The organism is Haloarcula argentinensis DSM 12282 (genome assembly GCA_000336895.1).
In the GTDB taxonomy this organism is placed as follows: domain Archaea; phylum Halobacteriota; class Halobacteria; order Halobacteriales; family Haloarculaceae; genus Haloarcula; species Haloarcula argentinensis.
In genome coordinates, this window is record AOLX01000027.1 from 26,108 (window position 1) to 49,651 (window position 23,544).

A 23,544-nucleotide genomic window follows, 5' to 3' on the forward strand; every position below is an offset into this window, starting at 1 on the left:
TTCACCGCCAATCGACTAATCTACGAACAATCCGCACGATATTCACAATGAACAATCAGACCTTTCAAGCGAAACTATCGTCCCAGAGTAGAGTCCTTAGCCCCAAACATTTTCAATGCTATCCCATGGTCTTTGGCTTCGCGACTTCCTCAGGTTGCTGGTCCCGGCGAGCTTTACCGGTCTGAGTCTGACGAAGCATCGCTTACGCCAGTCGGATATCAGTATTGCGTTTGGGATAATCGTAATTCTACCAGTGAAGCTCTCGTTCACAACTGTAATTGACCCAATTTATCAGATTTCATCCGGATGCGTGGTTTGGAGACACGACCGGGTAACGTAGGCGTCTATCATGCTAGCGGTTTCTACACTAACCGCTGTACTGCTGTCGAATTCTATATCAGAGACTACACTTTGGCATAAGACAGCTACTTATATCTGAAGGGAGACCATCACAGCTATAATTGTCGGTTGCAGTGTTTCAACGGAGAGGTAATGACGTTCAAGTCAACGTTCCGTGACCGATTACATGAGTGGCTCCTCCGAGTCAATCGACTCTACCACAAACAGTTTTACACCATAGACTCCAATCCGGACGGAATCGACATCTTTGAAGAGGACTGGGACTCGCTTGTCCTTCTTGACGCTTGTCGGTACGATGCTCTCGCAGACCAAGACGAACTGCCTGGTGATCTAGAGTCCCGGGTTTCCAAAGGATCACAGACGTACGAATTTCTCCGAGCGAACTTTACTGATCGTGACTTGCTGGATACGGTTTATGTTACTGCAACGCCGCAGTACCACCGGTTCGAAGACGAACTCAACGCGACGTTTCACGACGTCATCAACATCTGGAGCGATGATTCGAACGTATGGTACAATAAGGGACGACAGGTCGTGCGCCCCGAAACGACCACAGAGCACGCACTTCAGGCCGCCGAGCAATACCCGAATAAGCGACTCCTGGTGCATTATATCCAGCCACACACTCCCTTCCTCGATCGACCGACCGAAGAACTGAGAACAGATAGTAACATATATCGACAGTTCATCAGTGGAGAGCTATCAGTAGACGCCTCAACACTGCGGGAGGCGTACCGTCGGAATGTTGATATTACCCTTCCGCACGTAGCCGATCTAGTTGAAGGACTCGACGGAAGGACAGTTGTCTCTGCAGACCATGGAGAGCTCCTGGGCGAGCGATTATTCCCGGTGCCGGTTTCGTGCTGGGGGCACCCGCACGGAACATACGTTGACGAACTCGTACGTGTGCCGTGGCTCGTCCACGAACAGGGCGAGCGACGAGACGTGACTACCGGGTCGTCGAAGACTAGCGACGAAGAAGTTGAAACGGATGTCGTCAAAGAGCGACTTGAAAGCCTTGGCTACACGGACTAGTCGAGAGAAGACTGAGGGGACAGACTCGAATTATATACTCTCACAGGTAACCGAGATCTCGCAGACGTTCGGTCTCCTTCTGTTCAACTGTGTTCGTGTTATTTTGGATGTCTGTCGGCTTCAGTTCGAACTCATGATTGTACTCGCCTCTATCATGTGCAGTCGTGGACGCCCACAGTACACATTGCATAAAAGATGGGAGATAAGATCTTCCGATAGAGTTTATACGACGATATTCGAAACGCTAGTGAATGCGCCATAGCGCTTTGATGGCGGTGGGTGCCGGAGTGGCGACAGGTGTTGTTATGATTCTCGCTACGTGGGGTTTGACAGCAGTGCTTACTTTGATTTCGCTCGTACTCTCCCTCCTCATTTTATTCGGTGGTGCAGCCCTCCTCTGTCGAAGCCGGGTATGGTTCGGGATCCTGATCGTCAGCATACTCGTTCGGCTCCCGTACACGGTATTGAGGCCCGTCCACGACGATTCTTCGATCTACGTTGGCAGAGCACTCGACCTGCTTGAAGGGCAGGTCGTCATCTCGGGTCACATCGGTGTAGAAGCCATCATGGCGCTGTTTCTTGGTCTCTTTGGCCAGATGGGCGGTAATCTCGCGTCGTTTGCAGCGTCGTTGGCGACGGTGTGGCTCGCCGGTCGAACAGCCACTGTACTGTTTAATTCTCGTCGGGCAGGGCAAGCCGCCGGATTCGTCCTTGCAGTTACGCCGCTCCACATCAATTTCTCGTGGTGGGCTTACACAGAGCCGATTGCTGTTTGCTTTTTCACTCTCAGCCTGTACTTTCTTGTCAGTCGAAGGTATGCAGCCGGAGCGGCCATTGGTGTGATTGTGCTATTTATGCGTCTAGAGTACCTGTTTCTCATCCTCGCTCCACTCGCCGGACTCTACGCGTTCTCTGAAAACAGGTTTCGGCACGTCTTCGTACTTGGTCCACTGCTGGGACTCGTTGGAACCATACTGTTTTATCAGCTCCCGTCGGGGAACTCACCCATAATTGCCATTCGGACGCTCGTATCAATGCCTTCGCTGTTCTCGACCGGCTTCTTTGTCGGCTTGTCACAAGCACCGGTTGAACATACAGTCCGGAATCTCCAATTCTATACGCCTCACTTCCTCCATTGGGGTGTTCCGTATTTCGAATCCCCACTTGTGAATCCCATTCTACCGGTGCTCTTTATTATCGGAGTAATTGCTCTCCTGCCACGGGTTCGGTACGCTCGCCTCTTACCGCTAACCAGCGCTATTGTCATCGCCGCTGCATTCGTACACCGCGAGCTAACTGTCGGGAAGGGGCTAATCGGGCCTTCGACAGGGTTGATTGCAGGGCTATACACTGGCGTTTTCATTGCACTCGTCGTCCTTGTAGTACAATCGAGCGATAGGCGACTCTTCCCGCTGTTTGCTACGATTCCGTATTTGTGTCTCCTTGCTATCCTCTATCTGGCTCCTAGATACCTGCTTCCAATGGCTGTCGTAGGCAGCCTTTACGCCGGATACGGACTCAAAACTATTCTTGACATGGTGGTTATCAGCGGCGGTGACACCGAAAGCGGCACGACTGCTAAATCGCAGAGTGTTACGAGTTCCACATAGGTATTCATACTACCCGCGGTTTACTCAATCTCAGTCAGTGACCCGCTTGGAACCTTCAGAAACTATTGGCTTTTGATGCAGTAGCGACATCCACAACGGTTTCAAATTGTTAGTTGTGATATACCGGCGACGAGCAATTTTGGGCGAGCGTGGGAATCTTTATACTCTGGTTGACCCACTGATGTTTTATCAAGACGATGCGTGAGAGTTTTAGAGATCTTCCCAGGACGAGGCTGACAGCAACGATTCTGGTTATTTTAACGGTTATCGGACTGGGTTTGCGTGGGTATATGGTTGATCAGTACCTTTTACAGGTCGACGAGGCGAACCGGCTGGGGCTTGCAATGCTTGATGTGCCGTTCCTACCGTGGCTTCACTTTGATATGACTGTTCGAATGCAGAAACGTGCTCACTCTTCCCTTTTTCTTGTCTTGACGAGAGGTTTTGTGGCCAGCGGTGCGTCGCCGGTCTTAGCGATACGATTGCCTAGTGTCATTCTGGGGACACTTACCATACCAGCAACGTACGTTATGTGGCGGAGGGTGTCTCGGAGAGTTGCGATGATCTCCGCCGGCCTGATCGCTGTGCTACCCTACCATGTGTTTTACAGTCGAACAGGCTGGCACGTCTCCGCCATGACGTTTTGTCTCGTAATGAGTTTAGCTTGTCTTGAGCGCGGGTATTTTACACGAGATGAATCCAAAATAGAACGCCTACAGTCTTTTGGATACATCCCAACTCGGTCAGATGTATACCTATTTTTCGCTGGAGTGTGGGTGTTCGCTGGCTATCTATTCCATGAAACTATAATAGCCATGCTGGCACTAGCCACTCTCTACATTCTTTGGGACCAGTATCCCGATTGGGACAGTCGACTGGGTGTTATTATCTGTTCATTGTTGCCGCTGCTTGCTTACTACGTAATTTGGCCGTTACATACAATTCTTGGAAGACAGAACAGCGATCAATTTGCAACAGAGAGTAATATCAACCAGTTCTTGCTATCAAAGATAATTCAGATGGTTGATAATTTATCTCAATTGTTTAATCTTGCGAGTGGCGACTCCGTAGTAGCAGGCCAGTCGCTGTTAGCGTATCTTACAGTACCAGTAGTCGTTTTTGTGGTTGTTGGTATCTGGACCGTTCGTAGACACGGCCGCCCATTTGAACGGTTCCTTACAGTATTAATTCTGCTGTATCCCCCAGTTATCTCGTTTCTCCATTTCGGTGCCCAGAAGCCTCGTTTCTACGTGGTTACGATTCCGATTTTCGCCATTCTCGCCGCACAGGGTATAGTGAGCCTCAGTGAGCAAACACCTCGTCTCAAGATGCCCCCCGCTGCTGGTGCGCTGTCGTCTGCTCTTATCCTAATTCTTGCAATTATGACCGTTAGTTCACTGTTCATGCCAGTCTCGGGCCTGCCACAAACAGAGGACATATCTGACCGGTATCAATCTCGCGCCGGAGGGGGGGAAGAAATGAAGCAGTTTGTGGTACAGAATATGAATCAAACCGGCGAGACCAAGATCGCCATTATTGGTGGTGGACAACCTCAATATCACCTCTGGGAATACCGTTCGGAGGTACAGTACGTAGGACTCTCAAGAAACCCCCATATTGCCCTCGTGCAACCATGGACCATCAGCCAGACGCAGGAAACGAAACTTCGGGAGTGCTACACCCATTCTGTATCTGTGCACGCCTGGGAGGGGTATATTAGAACTTCATGTACCACTGATACTAGTCATTCCTGAGTGGGACGGGCGATCTGGAGCTATTCAGTTTATGTACTCTTCCTATCTTTTCTCATGGATGGGTACAAATACTAACAATCAGACCCTGTGCAGGCGTAGTTAGCCGACGGCAGCCACAGTCATACAGACTATATTTGGAAAGCCCAGGACCGGTTTCAGTGTGACTATCAATATAGCATCTCGATTTTCAGACACTATCTATATAGTGATAATGTCCTTGTGCACGATTCGTCTGGTGTCCATATGCGCAACACCGGCGACCAGGGGTCAGCGGCCGAGGCAAACCAGCCAGTCGATGGTGGTGGATACGGGCCGGCAAGCCCATCGGAGACGGATGGGACGTCACAGAAGAAAAGCCTCGGTGTCGATCTATGCCTGAGTCATCCAGAGCTGATTCTGACGGAGGCAATCGAGAGCAGTCCGGACGTGACAGTCCGTCCGGAGCAGATGGTCAGCGACGGTACGTCGCGTTTTCTGGTGATAGAGGCCGCAGGTGAGACACTCGACCAGTTCGAAACAGCACTGGCGAGGGATAGCACAGTGTGTGACCTCATCGTGTTAGACTGGACGGAAACGAATCGCGTCTATCGCGTCGAGGTGGCCGACAGCGCCGTCTGGGTCATGCCCTCGCTCGTCCGTGCCGGTGGCCGTGCGCTCGACATCGAGGCGACAGGTGGACAGTGGCTGGTACACGCACAGTTTCGGTCGCGGGCGGCACTGTCGCAGTTTCGATCCGAGTGCGCTGAACGGAATATCACATTTAGACTTGACCGACTGTACTGGACCTCCGGAGAGGCAAACGCCGGTGCATGTGGGCTGACCGCAGATCAGCAAGTCGCACTCGAGACAGCACACAGAGAGGGGTATTTCGACGTGCCCCGTGGTATCTCACAGGCTGAGCTGGCGGACAAACTCGATATTTCACCATCGGCGATGTCACAGCGGATTCGGCGCGGGATGGATCAGGTCGTTGAGTCAGAGCTCGGACTATCCGATGAGTAAGTAGTTGGGACGTAGCGACAATTATCGCTGATTTATCAGGTGTGTCTAGAAGTGACAACCAGTCAATGTGCCAAAAAGGATATTGTCCCGGTGTGACACTCGTACTGTATGAGACACCGGATCGTGAGCGGGATCTGCGCTTTACTCCTCCTCTTGACAGTCGCATCTGTCTCCGTAGGTGTCGCTGCCGCAGCGGACGCCGGGCAGTATGCTGAATACACAGCGACGGGCAACGAAACGGCGCCAGCGATACAATCGGTCGAGCCCACACAGGCTGCTGCAGACGGGGCGAACGGAACCGCGTTCGTCTGGGAACGGATAGACGGCGAGCGGGTCAGCGGGTATCGGATCGCAGTGACGGTTAGTTCGCCGCAAGAAAACCTCTCAGTCTGTGCGCATGCGAACGGGTCGTCAACCTGTACGTCGGTCGGCCCGAACGAAACTGTAGCCTTCACGACCCCCGGAACGGCGGGGCTTGATCACCTCTCCGTCTCGCTCTACAACACGAGCTCTAACACCACGCTAGATCGGAAATCGGTGTCTCTACAGCCGATTCAGCGTGCCGGTGATGTTGACGACGACGGGCTCAACAACAGCAACGAGGTCTCTCAGGGGACAAATCTCACTGATGCTGACACTGACGGCGACGGGCTGACGGATGGTGCGGAGGTTCACCAGCACGGGACAGATCCTACGGCCGCAGACACTGACGAAGACGGTGTTGCAGACAGGACTGAAATTCAACAGGGGACCGACCCGCGTCAGGGTGACACGGACAGCGACGGGCTGTCGGACGAACGCGAACTGTCACTCGGGACGAATCCGACCGTCGTCGATACGGACGGCGATGGGCTGTCCGACCAGCGAGAGGCATCCGGCAAGACCGACCCGACCGACGCAGACACGGATGACGACGGCGTCGCCGACGGTCGGGAGCTGGAGGTCGGTACGAACCCGGTACAGGCTGACACTGACGCCGACGAGGTCGCCGACGGGCGAGAGTTGGCCATAGGAACGGACCCGACAGTCGCGGACACCGACGGAGATGGGGTAACAGACGGGAGAGAACTCGAAGCGGGCACCGCGCCAACGGAGAGCGATACGGACAATGACGGCCTCAACGACGGAAAGGAACTGGCGGCTGGCACGTCCCCGACCACCGCCGACACGGACGGCGATGGTCTCAGCGACGGGCGCGAGGTTTCAGACCTCGGAACGGACCCGCTCGCGGCCGATTCGGACGGAGACTTCCTGACTGATCGGCAGGAAGTCACTTGGGGAACGAACCCGAACAGCGTGCTGACGCCAGCCTGGGTGACGAGCTCGCTTCTTGGGTTCCTCATCGGAATCGGGCTGACAGTCGTAGCGATCGGGCGTGGCTGGGTCACGGAGCTTACCGTGGCGGCCAGACTGTATATCTATCGCCGCCTCGAACTGGACCGAGAGATAATCGAGGTCAACCATGAAATCGAGGCGACGGACAGGGTGGCCGAAGCTGACCAACCAGACATCGACGCTGATACCGCCGCTGAAGCCTTCGAGCAGGCCGAACAGGAACTCACCCCCGACGCACAGCTCGTGAAGCTGATGTTGCAAGTCGAGAATGGCCGTTTGCACCAGACCGACATCGTCGAGGCGACGGACTGGTCGAAAGCGAAGGTTAGCCGTCTCCTTTCGCGGATGGCCGATGACGACGAGATCGTAAAGATCCGACTCGGAAGAGAGAACCTCATTTGTCTGGAGCGGGCAAAGCCCGCCGCGGCGAACTCGCCCCATGCGGGCGATATCAAGCCGCCGACGCCCGGCGGATAAACCGACTCACGTCCCAGATAGCCGGTCGATAGTGGCATCACTGTTCACTACCGGCGCTTTTCGGGTGTGCCTCAGTCACCTGCAACTGTTCGCCCTGTCACAACAGTCGTAGCTGAATCCACACCGATAGCCGGCAGACACATGGAAGCGATAATTTCCGGCTTTTTGATCCTTCTATACCCAACAAACGGCAGAATTGGCCCGAGATACAACGCCTGACACGACTGCACGTATGTATATTTGCAGATCTTATTTGCCGTTGTAGCGGTGAAACAATTTAGTATGCTGTGTGAAACAGCAGTGGAACAGAGTTCTTGAGCCGAAACCTCGTCAAATATGCGTAACTCCTTTACAACGCCGTTTTATCGCGCGTTGGTCCCGGGTAAGTCGGCCATTATCGACCCGTTAAATCGGTGAAACAGCCGCAATCGGCGGAACAGTCGAGCCGGTATATATCGGTTGCTGGAAAAGGAACGAGCGAACATGTCGATAGCTGAAACGACTTCCGAACCCACGACAACTGAGGCCGAAGAGTCCGCGACAGAGGAGTCGTCTGCGGAATCCACATCGGGCGACGAACTCACCCGCGACGACCTCTTCCACGTCCTCCAGTGTCGTCGACGCCGCCTGGTCCTCAAGTACCTCCACGAACACCCCGGTGACGAGCCGGCCGATATGAGCGACATCGCAGAACATATCGCGGCGCTGGAACACGACACGACGGTCGACTCGCTCCGCTCGAAACAGCGCCAGCGCGTCTACATCGCGCTATACCAGTCTCACCTCCCGAAGATGGACGACGCGGGCGTCATCAACTACAATCAGGATCGCGGACTCGTCGAAGCGACCGCACTCGCGGACTCTTTCGACGGGTATCTCGACGAGGAACCATCGCTCCTGTCGACGCCGGCTGCGGAGTCAACGCCGTCAGCCGGGCCCGTGACTGATCATAATCGGACAGGTGCCCACACGTCGGCCGACGAGCGCTGGGCAGGTCGGTATCTCGGGACTGCGTGTGCCGCACTGATTGCGATTAGTGGACTCGCACTCAGCGGGATCACAGTGCCGGGCGTCGCAGTCGCGCTCGTCGTGAGCGTAGTGTTCGTAGCGCTGGCCGCGAGCCATCGGCTCTCACTGTCGGCACCACAGTCACCTGTTGACCGTCTACGGGCCGCTCTCAGCCAGGAATCGTAAGCTCGCACTGGACAGATACGTACACACAGCGGTACGTTCGGAGGGCGATAACGAATGGCGCCGACAGTCGAACTCGATGCAACACTCGACGCCGGAGAGACGACTGTGTCCCCAGACCAGGGCGGCTTCGCTGACGCGACACTATTCGATGTTCTCGGTAACGAGCGCCGCCGCACATGTTTGCACTGTCTTGCTGAACACGAGACAGTGCTATCTCTAAGCACTCTGAGTGAATAGGTGACGCGCGCAATCGCTGATACAGAGACTGAAAGTGGGACTCTACGACAGCATGTATATTTCACTCTGTCAGCCACAATCGCGAATCCACCGGCAGCCAGAACGGCACTGCTTTTCGGACTCGTTGCGGTTCACCTTCTCGTACTCGTGCTTGCGTCCACATCCACGTCTACAATTAGTTACTAAGCCTGCCCGCGTACGGAAAGCGACAGCTACACCGAGCAGCGACGGGTCAGTAGTCACCTGCTACTACAGCGAGCGTTCCGCCAAACGGCCGCTGCGTGCTGGCGAGGGCTGCAGATGAGAGACCAGAGTGACTGTTGAGGCCCAGTTCCTGAGGCAGGTTCGACGAACGGATCGATGCGAGCGGCCGACAGAAGTAGGCGTCTACCGGACAGATAGCGGGCGTAAAGAGCCACATAATCAAACGGTGGGGAGACAGACGAAGTGTGTATGACCGACTATGCCAGTATGCGAAAAGCAATCGAAGAGACCAAGGAATCGTTCGATGCGGTTGAACGGTTCCAGCGTCGGTCAGTCTTCCGTCCCTGGTTAGACGTGCCGCTCCGAGACGAGATCTGAGAGACTCGACGGCTGCATCTCGATCGGCTCAGCAGTACTTATTCACGGTCGGGTTTCGGTGCTTGTCCACCACAACGCTCGGGGCCGCCGTTCGCTGGCCGGATGAAAATACACTTCACCCATCGGTAGAAAGCTGATGCACATGTATCAGGCGGAGGCGCAGCCGTGTATATCGTAATCGTCGGTGCGGGCGAGGTCGGCTCGACCATCGCTGAGAGCCTCGCAGAAAGTCACGAAGTCGCCGTCGTAGATATCGATCCTGACCGTGTGGAGAGCCTGATGTACGAGGCCGATGTGCTCGGTGTCGAAGGGGATGGTGCGGAACTCGACACGCTTGCGGAGGCCGGTATCGAGAAAGCCGACGTTCTTATCGCCAGTACCGACGACGACGAGACGAACATCGTCACCTGTGGGACGGCGGTAACGGCGGCTGACCCGTTCACCATTTCCCGCGTCAAGAGCGCGAAGTTCCTCCGGACTTGGGAGAAATCCGGGGGTGCCTTCGGTGTCGATCATATGGTTGCGACGAACCTGCTCACCGCGGAGAACATCGCCCGCGTCATCGGGCTTCCCGGCGCGCGCGACGTGGAAACGTTCGTTGATGGGCAGGTCCAGATGGGGGAGTTCGGAGTTCGCGAATCCAGTCCAATCGCGGATCAAACCGTCGCGGAGGCTGACCGCTACGAATCCCTGACCTTTGCCGCTGTATTGCGCGACGACGAGATCATTATCCCGCGCGGAGAGACGGTCATCAAGGCAGGCGACGATATCGTCGTCATCGGTAGCCGTGAGAGTGTCCGCCTGTTCGCGACCGAAATCGCGCCGGAGTCGGATGCGACCCAGAACGTCCTCATCGTCGGCGGGAGCGATGTCGGCTATCACACTGCACGACTGCTCCAGGATCGTGGCATCAAGCCGCGGCTCATCGAGCAGGACCACGACAGGGCGCGCGAACTCGCGGAGGACCTGCAGGGAACCACCGTGCTGGAAAGCGACGCGACCGACAGCGAGTTCCTCGAACGGGAGCACGTTTCAGACGCTGACGCCGTGGTTGCGACGCTTGATAGCGACGAAAAGAACCTTTTAGTGACGTTGCTTGCCAAGCGACTCGGTGCAGAGCGAACCGTCGCCGTGGTCAACTCCGGCGAGTACGTCGACCTGTTCGAGGCTGTCGGCGTCGATGTGGCTGTCAATCCCCGCGAGACGACCGCCGAAGAGATCACGCGATTCACCCGGGAGTACGACGCAACGAAGGTTGCCATCATCGAATCCGACCGTGCCGAGGTGCTGGAAATCGAGATATCCGCCGACAGCGTCCTCGCTGGGCGGCCGATTCAGGAATCGGTACAGGAACTCCCGACCGGCGTGGTTATCGGAGCGATCAGCCGCGGCGGCGAACTGGTCATCCCCCGTGGTGACACCGTCATCGAACCCGGCGATCACGTCGTGGTGTTCGTCGACGCCGACTGCTTGGAAGCAGTCAACGACAAGTTGTAGCCGCACCGAGGGGATCGCTCCCAAGAGACTAAGCCTGGCTCCCGCCTCAGCTAGTGTATGGTTCCCGTTGCGGACCGTATCGTGCTCTCGTTTGCCCCCAGCACCGCCGATGGGGACCCGTGGTCAGGCGTCGATACCGAGTGGATAGTCGACGAACTCCGTGGGGACACCTATCAACAGTACCTCCGGCGCGCCCACGGCGGCCCGGTGGCCGTCGGCGAGGAGTGGGCCGAGTTCGTAAGCTGTGGCTGCGCAACACCACAAGACGTGGTGTTGCGTGTCGAGCACGTCGAGAGCGGAACGGCACTCGGCGACACGACGACGCTGGACGTTCATCCTCGTGACGACGATGAGGCAGTGTCACAGTAGTCGGTTCTCGCTGTCGGGCATGCCTGTCCCTGCATAGTACGCCCGCTGCTACCGTCACGCCTGTCGGTATCGGGAGATATTGGGAGAAGGGAAAGGCTGATGCATACCACCAGCACATTCCGGACTATGCCACGCGATTCCTATCAGGAGGGACTGAACTCGCTCCGCGAGGACGTCCTTTATATGTCAGAGATCGTCCTCGAGCGGCTCCGGCTCGGTCTGGACGCGCTCGAACAGAAAGACGAGGAGATGGCTCGGGAAGTCATCGAGGGTGACCACGAGATCAATCAGCTGTATCTCGATCTCGAACAGGACTGTATCGACCTGCTGGCGCTGCAACAGCCGGTCGCGTCCGACCTCCGCTTTATCGCCGCGTCGTTCAAGATCATCACCGACCTCGAACGGATCGGTGACCTCGCGACGAACCTCGGCGAGTACTCGCTCACTGCTGAACGCGACGTGTTCCCCGAGGTCGACATTCAGGATGTCGCCGACGTCACTATCGAGATGGTCGAAAACGCCATGGAAGCCTACAGCGATCAGGACGCCGACCAGTGCTATACCATCGCCGACATCGACGACGAGGTCGACGAACGGTGTGAGGCGGCCTCCGAGACGGTCGTGCGCGACCTCATCGAGCGCGAGATCGACGCCGACTCCAGCGAAGCCGAGATAGAGCAACTGATGGCCGACGTGTCCCGTCTGCTGCTGACCATCCGGGACATCGAGCGGGTCGGGGACCACGCCGTCAACATCGCCGCGCGGACGCTGTACATGGTCGAGAACGACGACGACCTCATCTACTGAAGTACCTTTTTACTGCAGGGGGTTTCCTCGCGCCTGCGGCGCTGTGGAACCCCCTTGGGAAAATCTACGATAAAAACGACCTCCGAGTCGCGGCCAGGGCCGCGCTCGGAGCGAAACCGCGCTCGCTCCGCTCGCGCGGTATAAATCACTGCGAACTACAGCAGCACGAAACCGCGACAACCACACGCCTCCCCAGCCGACTGCGTTGCTCGGCTCGCTCCGCTCGCCTGTGCGACTCGTCCCTCGCGCTTGCGACGCGGCCGTCACCGCGACGGTGCGCGCCTGACAGCAGTACCTTTCGGCGAAAAGCCTACTTCGGTGTTTCGGGCGCGTCGTCGCCCACAAGTCCCGAGTCGGTGATGCGGAACTGGGCCGTGTCGCCGGCCGGTTTGGCGCGGTGTTTCTCCAGCGTCGCGCGTCGGTTGCCGCCCCGGAACCGGTCCAGACGGACGATTGCGCCCGACCAGTGGTTCAGGGTGTGGCCGCCAAGTGCCGTCGAGCGGTCGCTGTCAGGGTCGGTAAACACCTGATTCGTGTACAGGACGGCGATGTCGTGCTTACGGGCCAGGGAGAGCAGGTGGGTGATCTGACGGGCCACGTCCCGAAGCGTCTCGCCGCCGTCCTCGTCGTCCCGGCGGAGCCGGTAAAAGCCGGTTGCACTGTCGAGGACGATGAGTTCGACCTCGGCGGCGAACTCGGCGGCGTCCTGGACGGCCTCGGCCTGCTCGTCGTAATCCAGCGCCTCAGTGATGATGAGCCGGCCGGCGAGGTCGTCCACGGTCTGGGCCGTCCCGTGTGCGCGGCCCCTGGCGACCTGCTCCATCCGGTCTGCGGAGAGTCCTTCGGTGTCGATGTACAGCGCCGCGTCGCCGGCAGCGGCGACTTCCATCACCGCCGACAGCGCGAAATTGGTCTTCCCGGCCGCCGGCGGGCCGTACACTTGCGTGACCGCGCCGCGCTCCAGCCCACCACCCAGAAGGTCGTCGATCGCCTCACACCCGGTCGGGACGTACTCGCTCACAGGCAGGGGTTGGGCAGGTTCGGGTAAAAACACTGGTACCTGCAGGCACTGTTGTCAGCCGTCTGAAAGCCGCTCGGCCAGTGTCCACTCTGCGAAGGACACGTCGTCGATGTCGGCTGTTGCGAACCGCAGGTCTGTTCCCCATTTGCGGGTGATGACGAGCGAGTCGGCGTCGAGATCGTAGGATTCCAGCTCGTCCCAGGCATAGAATCGCCTGGCGACCGGCAACCTGATTTCCAGACCGCGCTCGGTCGCCACGGCGGTTCGTGTCCCACCTGTCGAGAGGAGGACGAACCCGGACGGGAACAGCACCTGACCAGTGTACTGGAGCAGGGCGATATCGAACACTGCGCCGACTGCGAAGCCGACAATCGCGACGCAGGCGACAGCCCCGCCGATAAACAGCCGCCGCCGCTGTGCGGACTCGGGCCAGCTCGCTCGCCACCGCGTCAACTCCTCCGCCTCTGCGGTGACTGCCGCGGTGTACCGCGTCTGTGACATAACCGCGATAGCGACTCCGAGCAGAAAGGCCAGCAGGCCGAAGAAAAACGCCAGCACGCCACCGATACCACTCATCTCCAGCGACGCAAACCCGACGATCGCATACCCGGCCGCGGTCGCCACCGGAAGCCAGCGAGCGTGAGTCGCACCGAGTGTAACGGCCGCTGTCGGTCGACCGGATAGCACCAACACCGTTACGGCGGTCACAGCGGCGACCGTCCCGACCAGCCCGGAGTATAGCGCCCACGCTTCGGTAACGCCGACCCACTCCAGCCCCAGTACGACTGGCGGTGCCAGAAGCAAGCCCAGATAGGCACCGCTGACACCACCGAATAGTGGGTCGGAGGCCGCCCCTGCTCCGTCAGTGCGAACCACCGGACGCATCACTAGCAGTCCAATCAGCTATCATAAAAATCCTATCAAATATAATAGGGGATGAAGATACCTCCAACCGAACGTATCCAGAGGCGTCTGGCAAATAGCTGAAGTACAAACGTTGACCAACGGACTCCCACATCTGTAAGTAAGCGGCGGCCGAAATCCGGTCGTGATTGTCGTCGCCACCGAGGATTTCGAAGTGTACCACGGCGTCGTCAACGAGCTACGCGACCGCGGCGTAGAGTTCACGACTATCGAACCAGGCGACGAGTGGCCCAAAGGGGCGGACGTCGCGGTCATCGCGGCCGGGGAGTCGGTCGAAATCCCCGACAGCGTGGATGTCGTGCAGGCGGACCCGGATGCGCCGCGGCGGGCCGTCGAAACCGTTATTTCGGCGCTTCGCGGTGGCGACGGTCGCACTGTCATCGGTATCGACCCCGGCGAGCGACCAGGTGTCGCGATTCTCCACGGCGACATGGTCGTTGCAGCGTTTCAGGTGCCCGCGGCGGACATCACCGAAATCGTCCGCGAGGAAGTCGAAGACGCGGTCGATCCGGTCGTTCGCATTGGCGATGGTGCGCGGCTCGTCGGTGCGCGCATCATCGACGAGATACAGTCCGTGCCGGTGGAGCTGGTCGACGAAACGGGGACAACGCCGTATCTCGGTTCCGGCGCACGCGGGATGGGCGACGTGCTGGCCGCGGTCAACATTGCCCACCTCGACGGCGAGGAAATCGAAAGCCGAACCATCGAGCCGACAGCCGGCGAACTCCAGAAGATCAAGGATCGCTCGCGGGAGGCAAGCGAGACGAACCGGGCGATCAGCGAGGAACTCGCCCGGCAGGTCGCGACCGGCGCGCTCACCGTCGAAGAGGCGCTAGCTGAACACGACAGCGACAGTCCGACCGCCGACGAGAGCGAACCCGACAGCGGATAGCGCTACTCTCGGACCATCCGCTCAGCCCGCTGCATCACTTTGCGGACGGGGAGTCCGGTCGCGTCCGCGACGGCCGCGGCGTCGTCGTACTCCGTGCTCACGTCGAACACTGTGCCGTCGGTGTCGCTTGCAATCTTGACCGTGACCTCGAACTGCTCGCCGTCGACGGAGAGCACGACCGTCTCGTACTCCCGGTCGGCGACCCAGCGATGACCGGCCCCGGACTCGCGCACGCCGAGCGTCCCGGTCGCTTCGGCGAGGCGGCGCGCGACCCGCTCGGCGTCTTCCGGCCTGCAGATGACCTTCACGATGTGGCCCGGCCGGGATTTCTTCATCGTCGTCGGCACTATCGACACGTCGCGAGCGCCGACCTCCGAAAGCGAGCGCTGGAGGTCGCCGAGCACCTCGGGCGGGACGTCGTCGACGTTCGTTTCGAGGACCGTGATTTCGTCGCGACGGAGCCGCCCCGCGCCGTCGCCGGCCAGCGCCCGCAGGACGTTGGGGCGGTCGCTGAGGTCCCACCCGCCAGCGCCGTAGCCCGACACGTCGATATCGAGCGGCGGGAGCGACTCGGTCCCGTCGGCGATGTGTGCGAGAATCGCCGCCCCGGTCGGCGTCAGGACTTCCCTGTCGATAGGGCCACCCTGCAGCGACCAGTCGGCTTGCTCTGCGATCTCGACCACCGCGGGAGTCGGGACCGGGTAGGTACCGTGGCTCATCTCGACGGTCCCGCCGCCGGTCGACAGCGGTGTCGTCACGACCCGGTCCACGTCGAGATCATCGAGCAGGAGACAGACGCCGACGATGTCGGAGATGGCGTCGTCGGCCCCGACCTCGTGGAAGTGCGTGTCGTCGAGGTCCGTCCCGTGGACCGACGCCTCGGCCTCGCCGAGTATCTCGAAGATCGCCAGTGCGTCCGCGCTGACGGCTGTCGGAAGATCCATTGCCTCGACGAGTTCGACGACCTCGGCGTACGTTCGGGTCGGCCCGTGGCCCTCGGCGTGGGTGTGGTCGTGGTCGCCGTGGGCGTGGGAATGTGCGTCGTCACCTCCGGTGTGGTCGTGCCCCTCATCGTGGTCGTGGGACCCATCGCCGTCGCTAGCAGCGTCGGTCAGCAGTACCTCGACGCGCGTTGCAGCAATCCCGCAGCGATCAACCTCAGAAACGGCGTATTCAACGGGGAGGGCGTCCTCGACCGGCGACAGGGCCTCGCGGTCGGCCCCGGCGGCCAGCAGTGCCCCCAGCAGCATGTCGCCGGCGGCACCCATCCGGCCGTCGAAAGCGAGTGTTCGCATACACGGGGCGTCGCGCCCCGTGAGTAAAAGCCCTCATACTACGAATCCATCGAACGTGTCGAGTCGCTGGACCGCTCAGGTCTGTCGAACGATATGGATATCGTAGGACTCGCCGTCCGTGACTTCGCCGATGGGGACCACGATGTCTTCGGTGTCGTCGCTGCCGAGGAACACGACGCTGGCGTCGACGTCGCGAGCGGTCTGTCTGATCGTCGTCGACAGTTCGCTTGTCGAGTGGGCACTCACGTCGTCGTAGCGGAGTTCGGAGTCGTCGGTCGCCTCCTCGATCTTGCGCCGGAGGTCGTCCGCGGCAGTTTCGGCGGCGAAGTCCTCGGTCGGGTCGACGCGACGGCGGCGCTCGGCGTAGTCGGCCCCGGTCGGGATGAACGCGACGGCGACGACGTCCTCGTCGAGGGCCGCGGCGTAGGAAACGGCACGGTCGAGCGCGGCGTCTGCGAGCGGTGACCCGTCGAAGGGAACGAGAAATACCATATCGGCGCTATCGCGGCCAGCCTTATGAAACGCGGCGATGGCGGCAGCCTGTGTTACCGCCGCCCTGGCCGGAGGGTATTAGCCCCTGCTGTGCGGTGTGTTATTAGGTGTCATATAAACCCGTCGCCGTGCGTCTTGCCCGCCGGTAGCATAAAGCATATCTCCGGGGCTACCCGAGTTCGTTGTAAGCAGGCTCTACTATGAACGAAGTCCAATTGGAAGTGGCGAAGGCGTACCCGAACGACTCGGGGCGCGGTATCGCCAGACTCGACCCCGACACGTTGCTGCACCTCAAACTCTCTCCCGGTGACATCATCGAGATCGAAGGGAGCGATACGACTGCGGCCAAGGTGTGGCGGGCTGACCGGCAGGACTGGAACACTGACACCGTCCGCATCGACGGCTTCACGCGCCAGAACGCCGACGTGGGTATCGGCGAGCGCGTCACCATCCGGAAGGCCGAGGCCGAGAAGGCCGACAAGCTCGTCCTCGCGCCGCCGGAGGAAGCGTCGGTCCAGTTCGGTTCCGACGCCGCTGGCATGGTCAAACGGCAGATACTGAAGCGGCCGGTCGTCGAGCGCGACATCGTCCCGGTGATGTCCTCGACGAACCACCCGTTCATGCGTTCGCCCGGGCAGGCCATCCCGCTCATCGCCGTCGAGACAGAGCCCGAGGGCGTCTGCCTCATCACCGAGGACACCGAGGTGGAACTCCGCGAGGAACCGATCTCCGGCTTCGAGAAGACCGGTGGCGGCATCACCTACGAGGATATCGGTGGGCTGCAAAACGAGATCCAGCGGGTGCGAGAGATGGTCGAGTTGCCGATGAAACACCCCCAGATCTTCAAGAAGCTCGGCATCGAGCCGCCACAGGGGGTCCTGCTCCACGGCCCGCCCGGCACCGGGAAGACGCTACTTGCAAAGGCTGTCGCCAACGAGACCTCCGCTAGCTTCTTCTCTATTGCCGGCCCCGAGATCATCTCGAAGTACTACGGCGAGTCCGAACAGCAGTTACGCGAGATCTTCGAGGACGCGAGCGAGGAATCGCCCTCGATCATCTTCATCGACGAGCTGGACTCCATCGCGCCCAAGCGCGAGGACGTAACCGGCGAGGTCGAGCGCCGTGTCGTCGCCCAGCTACTGACGATGATGGACGGCCTCGAATCGCGAGGGCAGGTCATCGTGATCGCCGCGACGAACCGTGTCGATAGCGTGGACCCGGCGCTCCGTCGCCCGGGCCGCTTCGACCGCGAGATCGAGATCGGCGTCCCGGACGAAGTGGGCCGCGAGGAGATCCTCCAGATTCACACCCGCGGGATGCCGCTGTCCGACGACGTGAACCTCGCCAAGCTGGCGACGGACACCCACGGCTTCGTCGGAGCCGACATCGAGAGTCTCACGAAGGAGGCCGCGATGAAGGCGCTCCGGCGCTACCTCCCAGAAATAGACTTAGACGAGGAGGACATCCCGCCGAGCCTCATCGACCGGATGATTATCAAGCGGGACGACTTCAAGGGCGCACTCAACGAGGTGAGTCCATCGGCGATGCGGGAGGTGCTGGTCGAACTCCCGAAGATGTCCTGGGACAACGTCGGCGGCCTCAGCGGCCCCAAAGAGCAGGTCCAGGAGGCCGTCGAGTGGCCGATGAACTCACCGGAGAAGTTCGAACGTATGGGCGTCACGCCGCCGTCGGGGGTGTTGCTGTACGGCCCACCCGGCACCGGGAAGACGCTCATGGCGAAAGCCGTCGCCAACGAGACTGACGCGAACTTCATCTCGGTCCGTGGCCCACAGCTGCTCTCGAAGTGGGTCGGCGAGAGCGAGAAGGCCATCCGGCAGACGTTCCGGAAGGCCCGTCAGGTCGCCCCGACCATCATCTTCTTCGACGAACTCGACTCGCTGGCACCGGGTCGGGGCGGCGAGATGGGGTCGAACGTCTCTGAGCGCGTCGTCAACCAACTCCTGACCGAACTTGACGGGCTGGAAGAGATGGAGGACGTGATGGTCATCGGCGCAACCAACCGGCCGGACATGATCGATCCGGCACTGATCCGTTCGGGTCGGTTCGACCGGCTGGTGATGATCGGCGAGCCCGATATCGAGGGCCGCGAGCAGATCCTGAAGATCCACACGGACGACACGCCGCTGTCGCCCGACGTGAGCCTGCGTGAACTGGCCGAAGTCAGCGATGGGTTCGTCGGCTCTGATCTGGAATCCATCGCACGGGAGGCCGCCATCGAGGCGCTTCGTGAGGATGACGACGCGGAGGAAGTCGAGATGCGCCACTTCCGGCAGGCGATGGACAGCGTGCGCCCGACCATCACCGACGACATCCGCGAGTACTACGAGCAGATGGAAGAGGAGTTCAGAGGCGGCTCCAGCCCGCAGCGCCAGGCTGGGTCCGGCGGCCGGATCGGCTTCCAGTAACTCCGACTCTCTCGGTCCTGCTCTTCGCTGCGATTCGAGCGCGGTTTTTTCGGTTTTGCTGTCCCGATCAGCGATATCCCTTCCGCCAGCTGCACAATACCCGTGTATAATTATTAGATAAACTATAAAACCGGTGCTTGTTTCTCCTTTCGAAGCCCCCTTTCGGGTCCCAAGTGTATAGGGGGTGATGTCGAACACTAACCGCGTTTACCGGCTAGCGAAGCGCCCTGAAGGGACCCCCGACCACGATACGTTCGAGCTTTCCGAGGAAGAGATACCGGAACCGGGGCCTGGCGAGGTGCTCATCAAGACGCTGTACCTCTCTGTCGACCCGTATATGCGCGATCGGATGCGTGACAGCGAATCGTACGAAGAGCCGTGGGACGTGGGCGACCCGCTCAAGGGTGCAGTCGTCGGTGAGGTCGTCGAATCCAACGGTGCACGCTTCGACGAAGGTGACGTCGTCACCGGCGAGCTAGAGTGGGCGGAGTACGCCACGGCACCCGGACCGGTACTTACGGAGGTCAATCCGGACCTCGCACCGATTTCGACGGCACTCGGCGTTCTAGGGATGCCAGGCCTGACAGCGTACTTCGGCACGCGTGAAGTCGCACAGCCGTCCGCCGGAGATACGTTCGTCGTCACAGGGGCTGCCGGAGCCGTCGGCTCCGTGGCAGGACAGCTCGCCAAGCTTCAGGGCGCACGCGTCGTCGGCTTCGCCGGCTCCGACGAGAAGGTCTCGTTCCTCGAAGACGACCTCGGCTTCGACGTGGGCATCAACTACAAGACGACCGACGACTACCAGGCTGCGCTGGACGAGGCCGCACCGGACGGCGTCGACGCTTACTTCGACAACGTCGGTGGACCGATTACCGACGCGGTGTTCACGCGACTCAACACCGACGCGCGCGTCGCCGTCTGCGGACAGATCTCGCTGTACAACAGCGAGGACGTTCCGATGGGGCCGCGCAAGCTGACACAGGTCATTCAGTCCCGTGCGACCGTCGAGGGCCTCCTCGTCTCCGACTTCGAGCCGCGGTTCGAGGAAGGAACGAAGCAGCTCGGTCAGTGGGTCGCCTCGGGCGACATCTCTTATCGAGAAACCGTCACCGAAGGCATCGAGAACGCGCCCGACGCGTTCCTCGGGCTGTTCGAAGGCGAGAACATCGGCAAGCAGCTCGTGCAGGTCGCCGAACGGTAGAAAAAAGCGAGTCTCAGGTTACAGCTCGCCGAGTTTGCGGAGGAGCTGGCCGCGGTACTCCTCATCTGCCTGAACGCCTTTCAGTTCGAGAACGTTGCGCTCTAGCTTGTCAAGTGCGACGTTGAACGCGGTTTCAGCGCCGTAGCCTTCACCGGAGCCGGCCGCCTGGCCCTTGTTGGTCCGCAAGCGGATCTGGCACTGGATGAGCGGCGTGCCACGGAGCTTCTCCTTGTGCTCGTGGAACCGGACGTGGGCGTGCTGGACCTGCATCGCTCCGTACTTGTCCGCGACCGTCTCGATGTCGGATCGGATGTCCGCACGGGAGATGGTGTCCAGCAGCTTGATGTTCGTAATCTGAACGTCCATGTGTTCCTCCTCAGTGTAGGTCAGCGCACGGAGCACGTCGGTTTTCGTGAGGATGCCGGCGACGTGGGTGTCGTCGTCTTCCGGCGTGACGACGAGCCCGGCGAAGTCGTTGTCGAGCATCCGCGCGACGGCGTCCTCGACGGAGTCGCCGAGCTTCGCCGTCTCGACAGGGCTGCTCATCACGTCGTAGACGGGCATATCGAGCACGCGCTCGATCTCGCCAGAGCGGTCGCCCCGCGTCGTCTTGTTCATGTCACGGACGACGACGTCGACGATGTCGTGGCGCGTGACCATCCCGGTCAGGCCATCGTCGTCACCGAGCACCGGAAGCCGGGAGATGCCGTGTTTCCGGAGGAGATTGACGACTTGCCCGACGTTGGTGTCTTCCGACACCGTGATGACATCCCGCGTGTAGATGTCCTCGACGCTCAGCGCGTCGAGGTTGTCGAGAACCGCATCGAGGATATCGTCCTCGGTGACGATACCCCAGAGCTCGCCCGCCTCGAACACCGGCGCGAGCTTGACACCACCCTCGACGAGGACGCGCGCGACTTCGCGCACGTCGTCGGTGCGCTCGACCTTCGGTGCCGAGCGCGTCATCGCCCCCGCTTTCGCGTTGTCCTCGACATGGGACTGGACCAGCTGTTTCTGCGTGATAACGCCAGCGTAGTCATCGTCTTCCGTGACGATGATACCCTTGGGATTCTCGCGTTCGAAGATAGACCGGACTTTCCCCAGGCGCTTGTTGGCGTCAACCTCGACAAATTCTCTGGTGGCGATATCAGCAATATCCATCGTTCTTCACAGTTCGTAGATTCGACGTGTGGGGTTATCAAGGTTGGTTTAGTCCCCGGAAACCGAGAGACGAACTAAGCTTTACGCCCTTGGATCTAAGGTGGCTGTATGCTGCCTGACATCGGCGTCTTTGGCCCCTACACGTATCTGGTCACGGAGGTAATCTGGGGGAGTATCGCCCTCGTGTTGCTCTGGCGCGCGCACGCTCTTCGGATGGCAGCCAAGACCATCGTCGTGCTCTATCCGATCGCCTACGTCTGGGACTGGTATACACTGACTGTCGGTGTCTTCGCAATCAAACTCCGAACCGGTGTCGACTTGCTCGGGATTCCCATCGAAGAGCATATTTTCATGATCGTCGTCCCCGCGCTCATCCTCGGTATCCACGAGAACCTCCACGGTCTATCGTCCGGGTCGAACAGCGAATAGTAAGAAATCCGAGGCTGCTTTCAGCTGTTAACCACTCTTGAGACAGCGTTACAACTGGAAACGGCCCACTCACAGAAACTGCTGATTTTACCTGCCTCCAGTCTTGATGAGGCCATCTGTACTGTGAAGACATCTCTCACAGTATCTATATGTGTCAGCCGAGAGTGCCGTCTGATAGCTATGAGTGATACTATCCCGACACCTCACATCGAGCTGTATGTCCGGTCGATGCTGCCCGACGGCGCACACGAACGACAGGAAGCGGTTATCAACCGCCTCCAGACGCTCGATGAGAACGACCACATTGACGGGTTCAATGTCATCGTCTGGGGCAAACAGATCGCACCGCAGTCGGCCGCTGCACGGACAGAGGAAGGCAAGTACATCCTGAACCGCGTCGCCGATTTCAAGCAGTGGGCATTGAGCAACAATGTCTCGCTTGAATCCTTCTATCAGGACACGACCGTCGATTCAGAAGTAGCGGCGTCGGCGTACGATGCCATGGCCCTACCCGTGATGGGATTGGCTGAGTACGATGACAGCGAGCTCGTCCACGTCGCACCCTGTACGAAAGACGACGTCGTCCACACGATCATGGACCGTCTCGACCGTCTCGAAGCGGGCCAGCCGCCCGCTCTCGATCAGGAGCGCGGCGGCGTGAGCGTCGTCTAACGAGGGACGCTACGAGGACCGGACCGTCTCGATATACGACTCAAATTCGTCCGTTGCCGACAGCGCTTCGAGTACCTCGTCCGGGTCGCCGGACAGTTCGTACCCTGGCCGTCCTTTCCCCGTCGGCGACTCCGTCTTTTCGTCGCTCAGTAGTCCCTTGTCGGCGAGTCGGCCCAGCGTCGAGATGACCTTCTGGCGCTCGACGCCGCCGAACGGCTGTCGATCGATATCTGCGAGGTGCGCTTTCATTGTCTGTGTCACGTGGTATGAGTGGACCGGCGTTTCGCCGGCTGTTTCGAGTTCTGCAACCGCCAGTAGGACGAACTGTTCGAATGCGTCCGCCGACTGGACCTGATCTCTCATATGGATGACTCTAACGCGGTTAGGGCAAGAAACTATGGGACGACGGTGTCGGCCCGCTGGCCTGATTTCGACTCTGACGGCCTAATGGTCTTATTTTGGCACTATCGAAACGCACCCGTGTCGGAACTGACTCAACGACGATAGAAGTGGGTTCGGGAGGATTGTGACCCACGTCGAGACGGATTCACTTGTACACGACTCGCCTAGTGCGAATCCACCGGCCGCTGCCGACTCGCTTCGCTCGGGAAGTAACGACAGTAGAAATGGGTTCGGGCGGATTTGAACCGCCGGCCTCCTCCATGTCAAGGAGGTGTCATAACCGACCTAGACCACGAACCCTCACTGCGAGGTACACCACATTGTTTCCGGTGGGTATAATTGAAGGTTTCGAATTCCGTATCGCCACGTT

Annotated in this window: 22 protein-coding genes and 1 tRNA gene; 16 read left to right on the top strand and 7 right to left on the bottom strand. The window is 59.5% G+C overall.

The genetic code is table 11. The annotated features are described in order from the left end of the window. Positions 1 to 492 precede the first annotated feature (492 nt). The 11 genes from C443_RS17930 to phoU all read left to right on the top strand — a co-directional run bounded on the left by C443_RS17930 (position 493) and on the right by phoU (position 12,259). Positions 493 to 1,395, top strand: coding sequence for a hypothetical protein (locus C443_RS17930; protein WP_005538147.1), 903 nt, complete (start codon positions 493 to 495; stop codon positions 1,393 to 1,395). A 251-nt stretch (positions 1,396 to 1,646) separates the two neighbouring features. Next, positions 1,647 to 3,005: a hypothetical protein gene (locus tag C443_RS17935; protein WP_049944132.1), complete on the top strand. Its 1,359-nt coding sequence runs from the start codon at positions 1,647 to 1,649 to the stop codon at positions 3,003 to 3,005. A 290-nt stretch (positions 3,006 to 3,295) separates the two neighbouring features. Beyond that, complete coding sequence (locus C443_RS17940; protein ID WP_160163368.1) at positions 3,296 to 4,759, top strand: glycosyltransferase family 39 protein; 1,464 nt, start codon at positions 3,296 to 3,298, stop codon at positions 4,757 to 4,759. Positions 4,760 to 5,002: 243 nt separating this feature from the next. After that, positions 5,003 to 5,761 carry a helix-turn-helix domain-containing protein gene (locus tag C443_RS17945; protein WP_005538153.1) on the top strand — a complete coding sequence of 253 codons (759 nt, stop codon included), beginning with the start codon at positions 5,003 to 5,005 and terminating at the stop codon, positions 5,759 to 5,761. Positions 5,762 to 5,869: 108 nt separating this feature from the next. After that, positions 5,870 to 7,573 carry a helix-turn-helix transcriptional regulator gene (locus tag C443_RS17950; RefSeq protein WP_005538155.1) on the top strand — a complete coding sequence of 568 codons (1,704 nt, stop codon included), beginning with the start codon at positions 5,870 to 5,872 and terminating at the stop codon, positions 7,571 to 7,573. Between the two features lie 483 nt (positions 7,574 to 8,056). Further along, positions 8,057 to 8,767, top strand: coding sequence for a DUF7344 domain-containing protein (locus tag C443_RS17955; RefSeq protein ID WP_049944133.1), 711 nt, complete (start codon positions 8,057 to 8,059; stop codon positions 8,765 to 8,767). Between the two features lie 54 nt (positions 8,768 to 8,821). Beyond that, positions 8,822 to 9,004: a hypothetical protein gene (locus tag C443_RS22235; RefSeq protein WP_005538159.1), complete on the top strand. Its 183-nt coding sequence runs from the start codon at positions 8,822 to 8,824 to the stop codon at positions 9,002 to 9,004. 453 nt (positions 9,005 to 9,457) lie between these two features. Next, a complete protein-coding gene (locus C443_RS22240; RefSeq protein WP_005538160.1) occupies positions 9,458 to 9,586 on the top strand; it encodes a hypothetical protein in 129 nt (42 codons plus the stop codon). A 165-nt stretch (positions 9,587 to 9,751) separates the two neighbouring features. Further along, a complete protein-coding gene (gene trkA, locus C443_RS17965) occupies positions 9,752 to 11,083 on the top strand; it encodes a Trk system potassium transporter TrkA (protein WP_005538161.1) in 1,332 nt (443 codons plus the stop codon). 57 nt (positions 11,084 to 11,140) lie between these two features. Beyond that, a complete protein-coding gene (locus C443_RS17970) occupies positions 11,141 to 11,452 on the top strand; it encodes a hypothetical protein (RefSeq protein WP_005538162.1) in 312 nt (103 codons plus the stop codon). A 126-nt stretch (positions 11,453 to 11,578) separates the two neighbouring features. Continuing rightward, positions 11,579 to 12,259, top strand: a complete 681-nt coding sequence (gene phoU, locus C443_RS17975) for a phosphate signaling complex protein PhoU (RefSeq protein ID WP_004591593.1) — start codon at positions 11,579 to 11,581, stop codon at positions 12,257 to 12,259. Between the two features lie 310 nt (positions 12,260 to 12,569). On the opposite strand, the gene radB is transcribed toward phoU, so the two are convergent. Then, on the bottom strand, positions 12,570 to 13,280 hold the full coding sequence (radB, locus tag C443_RS17980; RefSeq protein ID WP_005538163.1) for a DNA repair and recombination protein RadB: 711 nt from the start codon (positions 13,278 to 13,280) through the stop codon (positions 12,570 to 12,572). Positions 13,281 to 13,334: 54 nt separating this feature from the next. After that, positions 13,335 to 14,165 (bottom strand): hypothetical protein, encoded by an 831-nt coding sequence (locus tag C443_RS17985; protein WP_005538164.1) that lies wholly within the window; start codon positions 14,163 to 14,165, stop codon positions 13,335 to 13,337. Between the two features lie 163 nt (positions 14,166 to 14,328). On the opposite strand from C443_RS17985, the gene C443_RS17990 reads away from it, so the two are divergent. Beyond that, positions 14,329 to 15,096 carry a hypothetical protein gene (locus tag C443_RS17990; RefSeq protein WP_005538165.1) on the top strand — a complete coding sequence of 256 codons (768 nt, stop codon included), beginning with the start codon at positions 14,329 to 14,331 and terminating at the stop codon, positions 15,094 to 15,096. Between the two features lie 2 nt (positions 15,097 to 15,098). Here the strand turns inward: C443_RS17990 and larC are convergent, their stop codons facing one another. Together larC and C443_RS18000 are read right to left on the bottom strand one after the other, a co-directional pair. Beyond that, positions 15,099 to 16,391 carry a nickel pincer cofactor biosynthesis protein LarC gene (gene larC / locus C443_RS17995; protein WP_005538166.1) on the bottom strand — a complete coding sequence of 431 codons (1,293 nt, stop codon included), beginning with the start codon at positions 16,389 to 16,391 and terminating at the stop codon, positions 15,099 to 15,101. Positions 16,392 to 16,466: 75 nt separating this feature from the next. Continuing rightward, the gene (locus C443_RS18000; RefSeq protein ID WP_004591598.1) at positions 16,467 to 16,883 is read right to left on the bottom strand and encodes a universal stress protein; all 417 of its coding nucleotides are present in this window, start codon (positions 16,881 to 16,883) and stop codon (positions 16,467 to 16,469) included. Positions 16,884 to 17,083: 200 nt separating this feature from the next. Here C443_RS18000 and C443_RS18005 point away from each other — a divergent pair, with 200 nt between their 5' ends. Then, the gene (locus tag C443_RS18005) at positions 17,084 to 19,309 is read left to right on the top strand and encodes a CDC48 family AAA ATPase (RefSeq protein WP_005538167.1); all 2,226 of its coding nucleotides are present in this window, start codon (positions 17,084 to 17,086) and stop codon (positions 19,307 to 19,309) included. Between the two features lie 187 nt (positions 19,310 to 19,496). After that, positions 19,497 to 20,510, top strand: a complete 1,014-nt coding sequence (locus C443_RS18010) for an NADP-dependent oxidoreductase (protein ID WP_005538170.1) — start codon at positions 19,497 to 19,499, stop codon at positions 20,508 to 20,510. 18 nt (positions 20,511 to 20,528) lie between these two features. On the opposite strand, the gene C443_RS18015 is transcribed toward C443_RS18010, so the two are convergent. After that, complete coding sequence (locus tag C443_RS18015) at positions 20,529 to 21,671, bottom strand: CBS domain-containing protein (protein ID WP_005538172.1); 1,143 nt, start codon at positions 21,669 to 21,671, stop codon at positions 20,529 to 20,531. Between the two features lie 108 nt (positions 21,672 to 21,779). Here C443_RS18015 and C443_RS18020 point away from each other — a divergent pair, with 108 nt between their 5' ends. Together C443_RS18020 and C443_RS18025 are read left to right on the top strand one after the other, a co-directional pair. Beyond that, positions 21,780 to 22,100: a lycopene cyclase domain-containing protein gene (locus tag C443_RS18020; protein ID WP_005538173.1), complete on the top strand. Its 321-nt coding sequence runs from the start codon at positions 21,780 to 21,782 to the stop codon at positions 22,098 to 22,100. 180 nt (positions 22,101 to 22,280) lie between these two features. Then, positions 22,281 to 22,772, top strand: coding sequence for an HTH domain-containing protein (locus C443_RS18025; RefSeq protein WP_005538174.1), 492 nt, complete (start codon positions 22,281 to 22,283; stop codon positions 22,770 to 22,772). Between the two features lie 9 nt (positions 22,773 to 22,781). On the opposite strand, the gene C443_RS18030 is transcribed toward C443_RS18025, so the two are convergent. Continuing rightward, the gene (locus C443_RS18030) at positions 22,782 to 23,135 is read right to left on the bottom strand and encodes a hypothetical protein (RefSeq protein WP_005538175.1); all 354 of its coding nucleotides are present in this window, start codon (positions 23,133 to 23,135) and stop codon (positions 22,782 to 22,784) included. Positions 23,136 to 23,399: 264 nt separating this feature from the next. After that, positions 23,400 to 23,474, bottom strand: a tRNA-Val gene (locus C443_RS18035). Positions 23,475 to 23,544 lie beyond the last annotated feature (70 nt).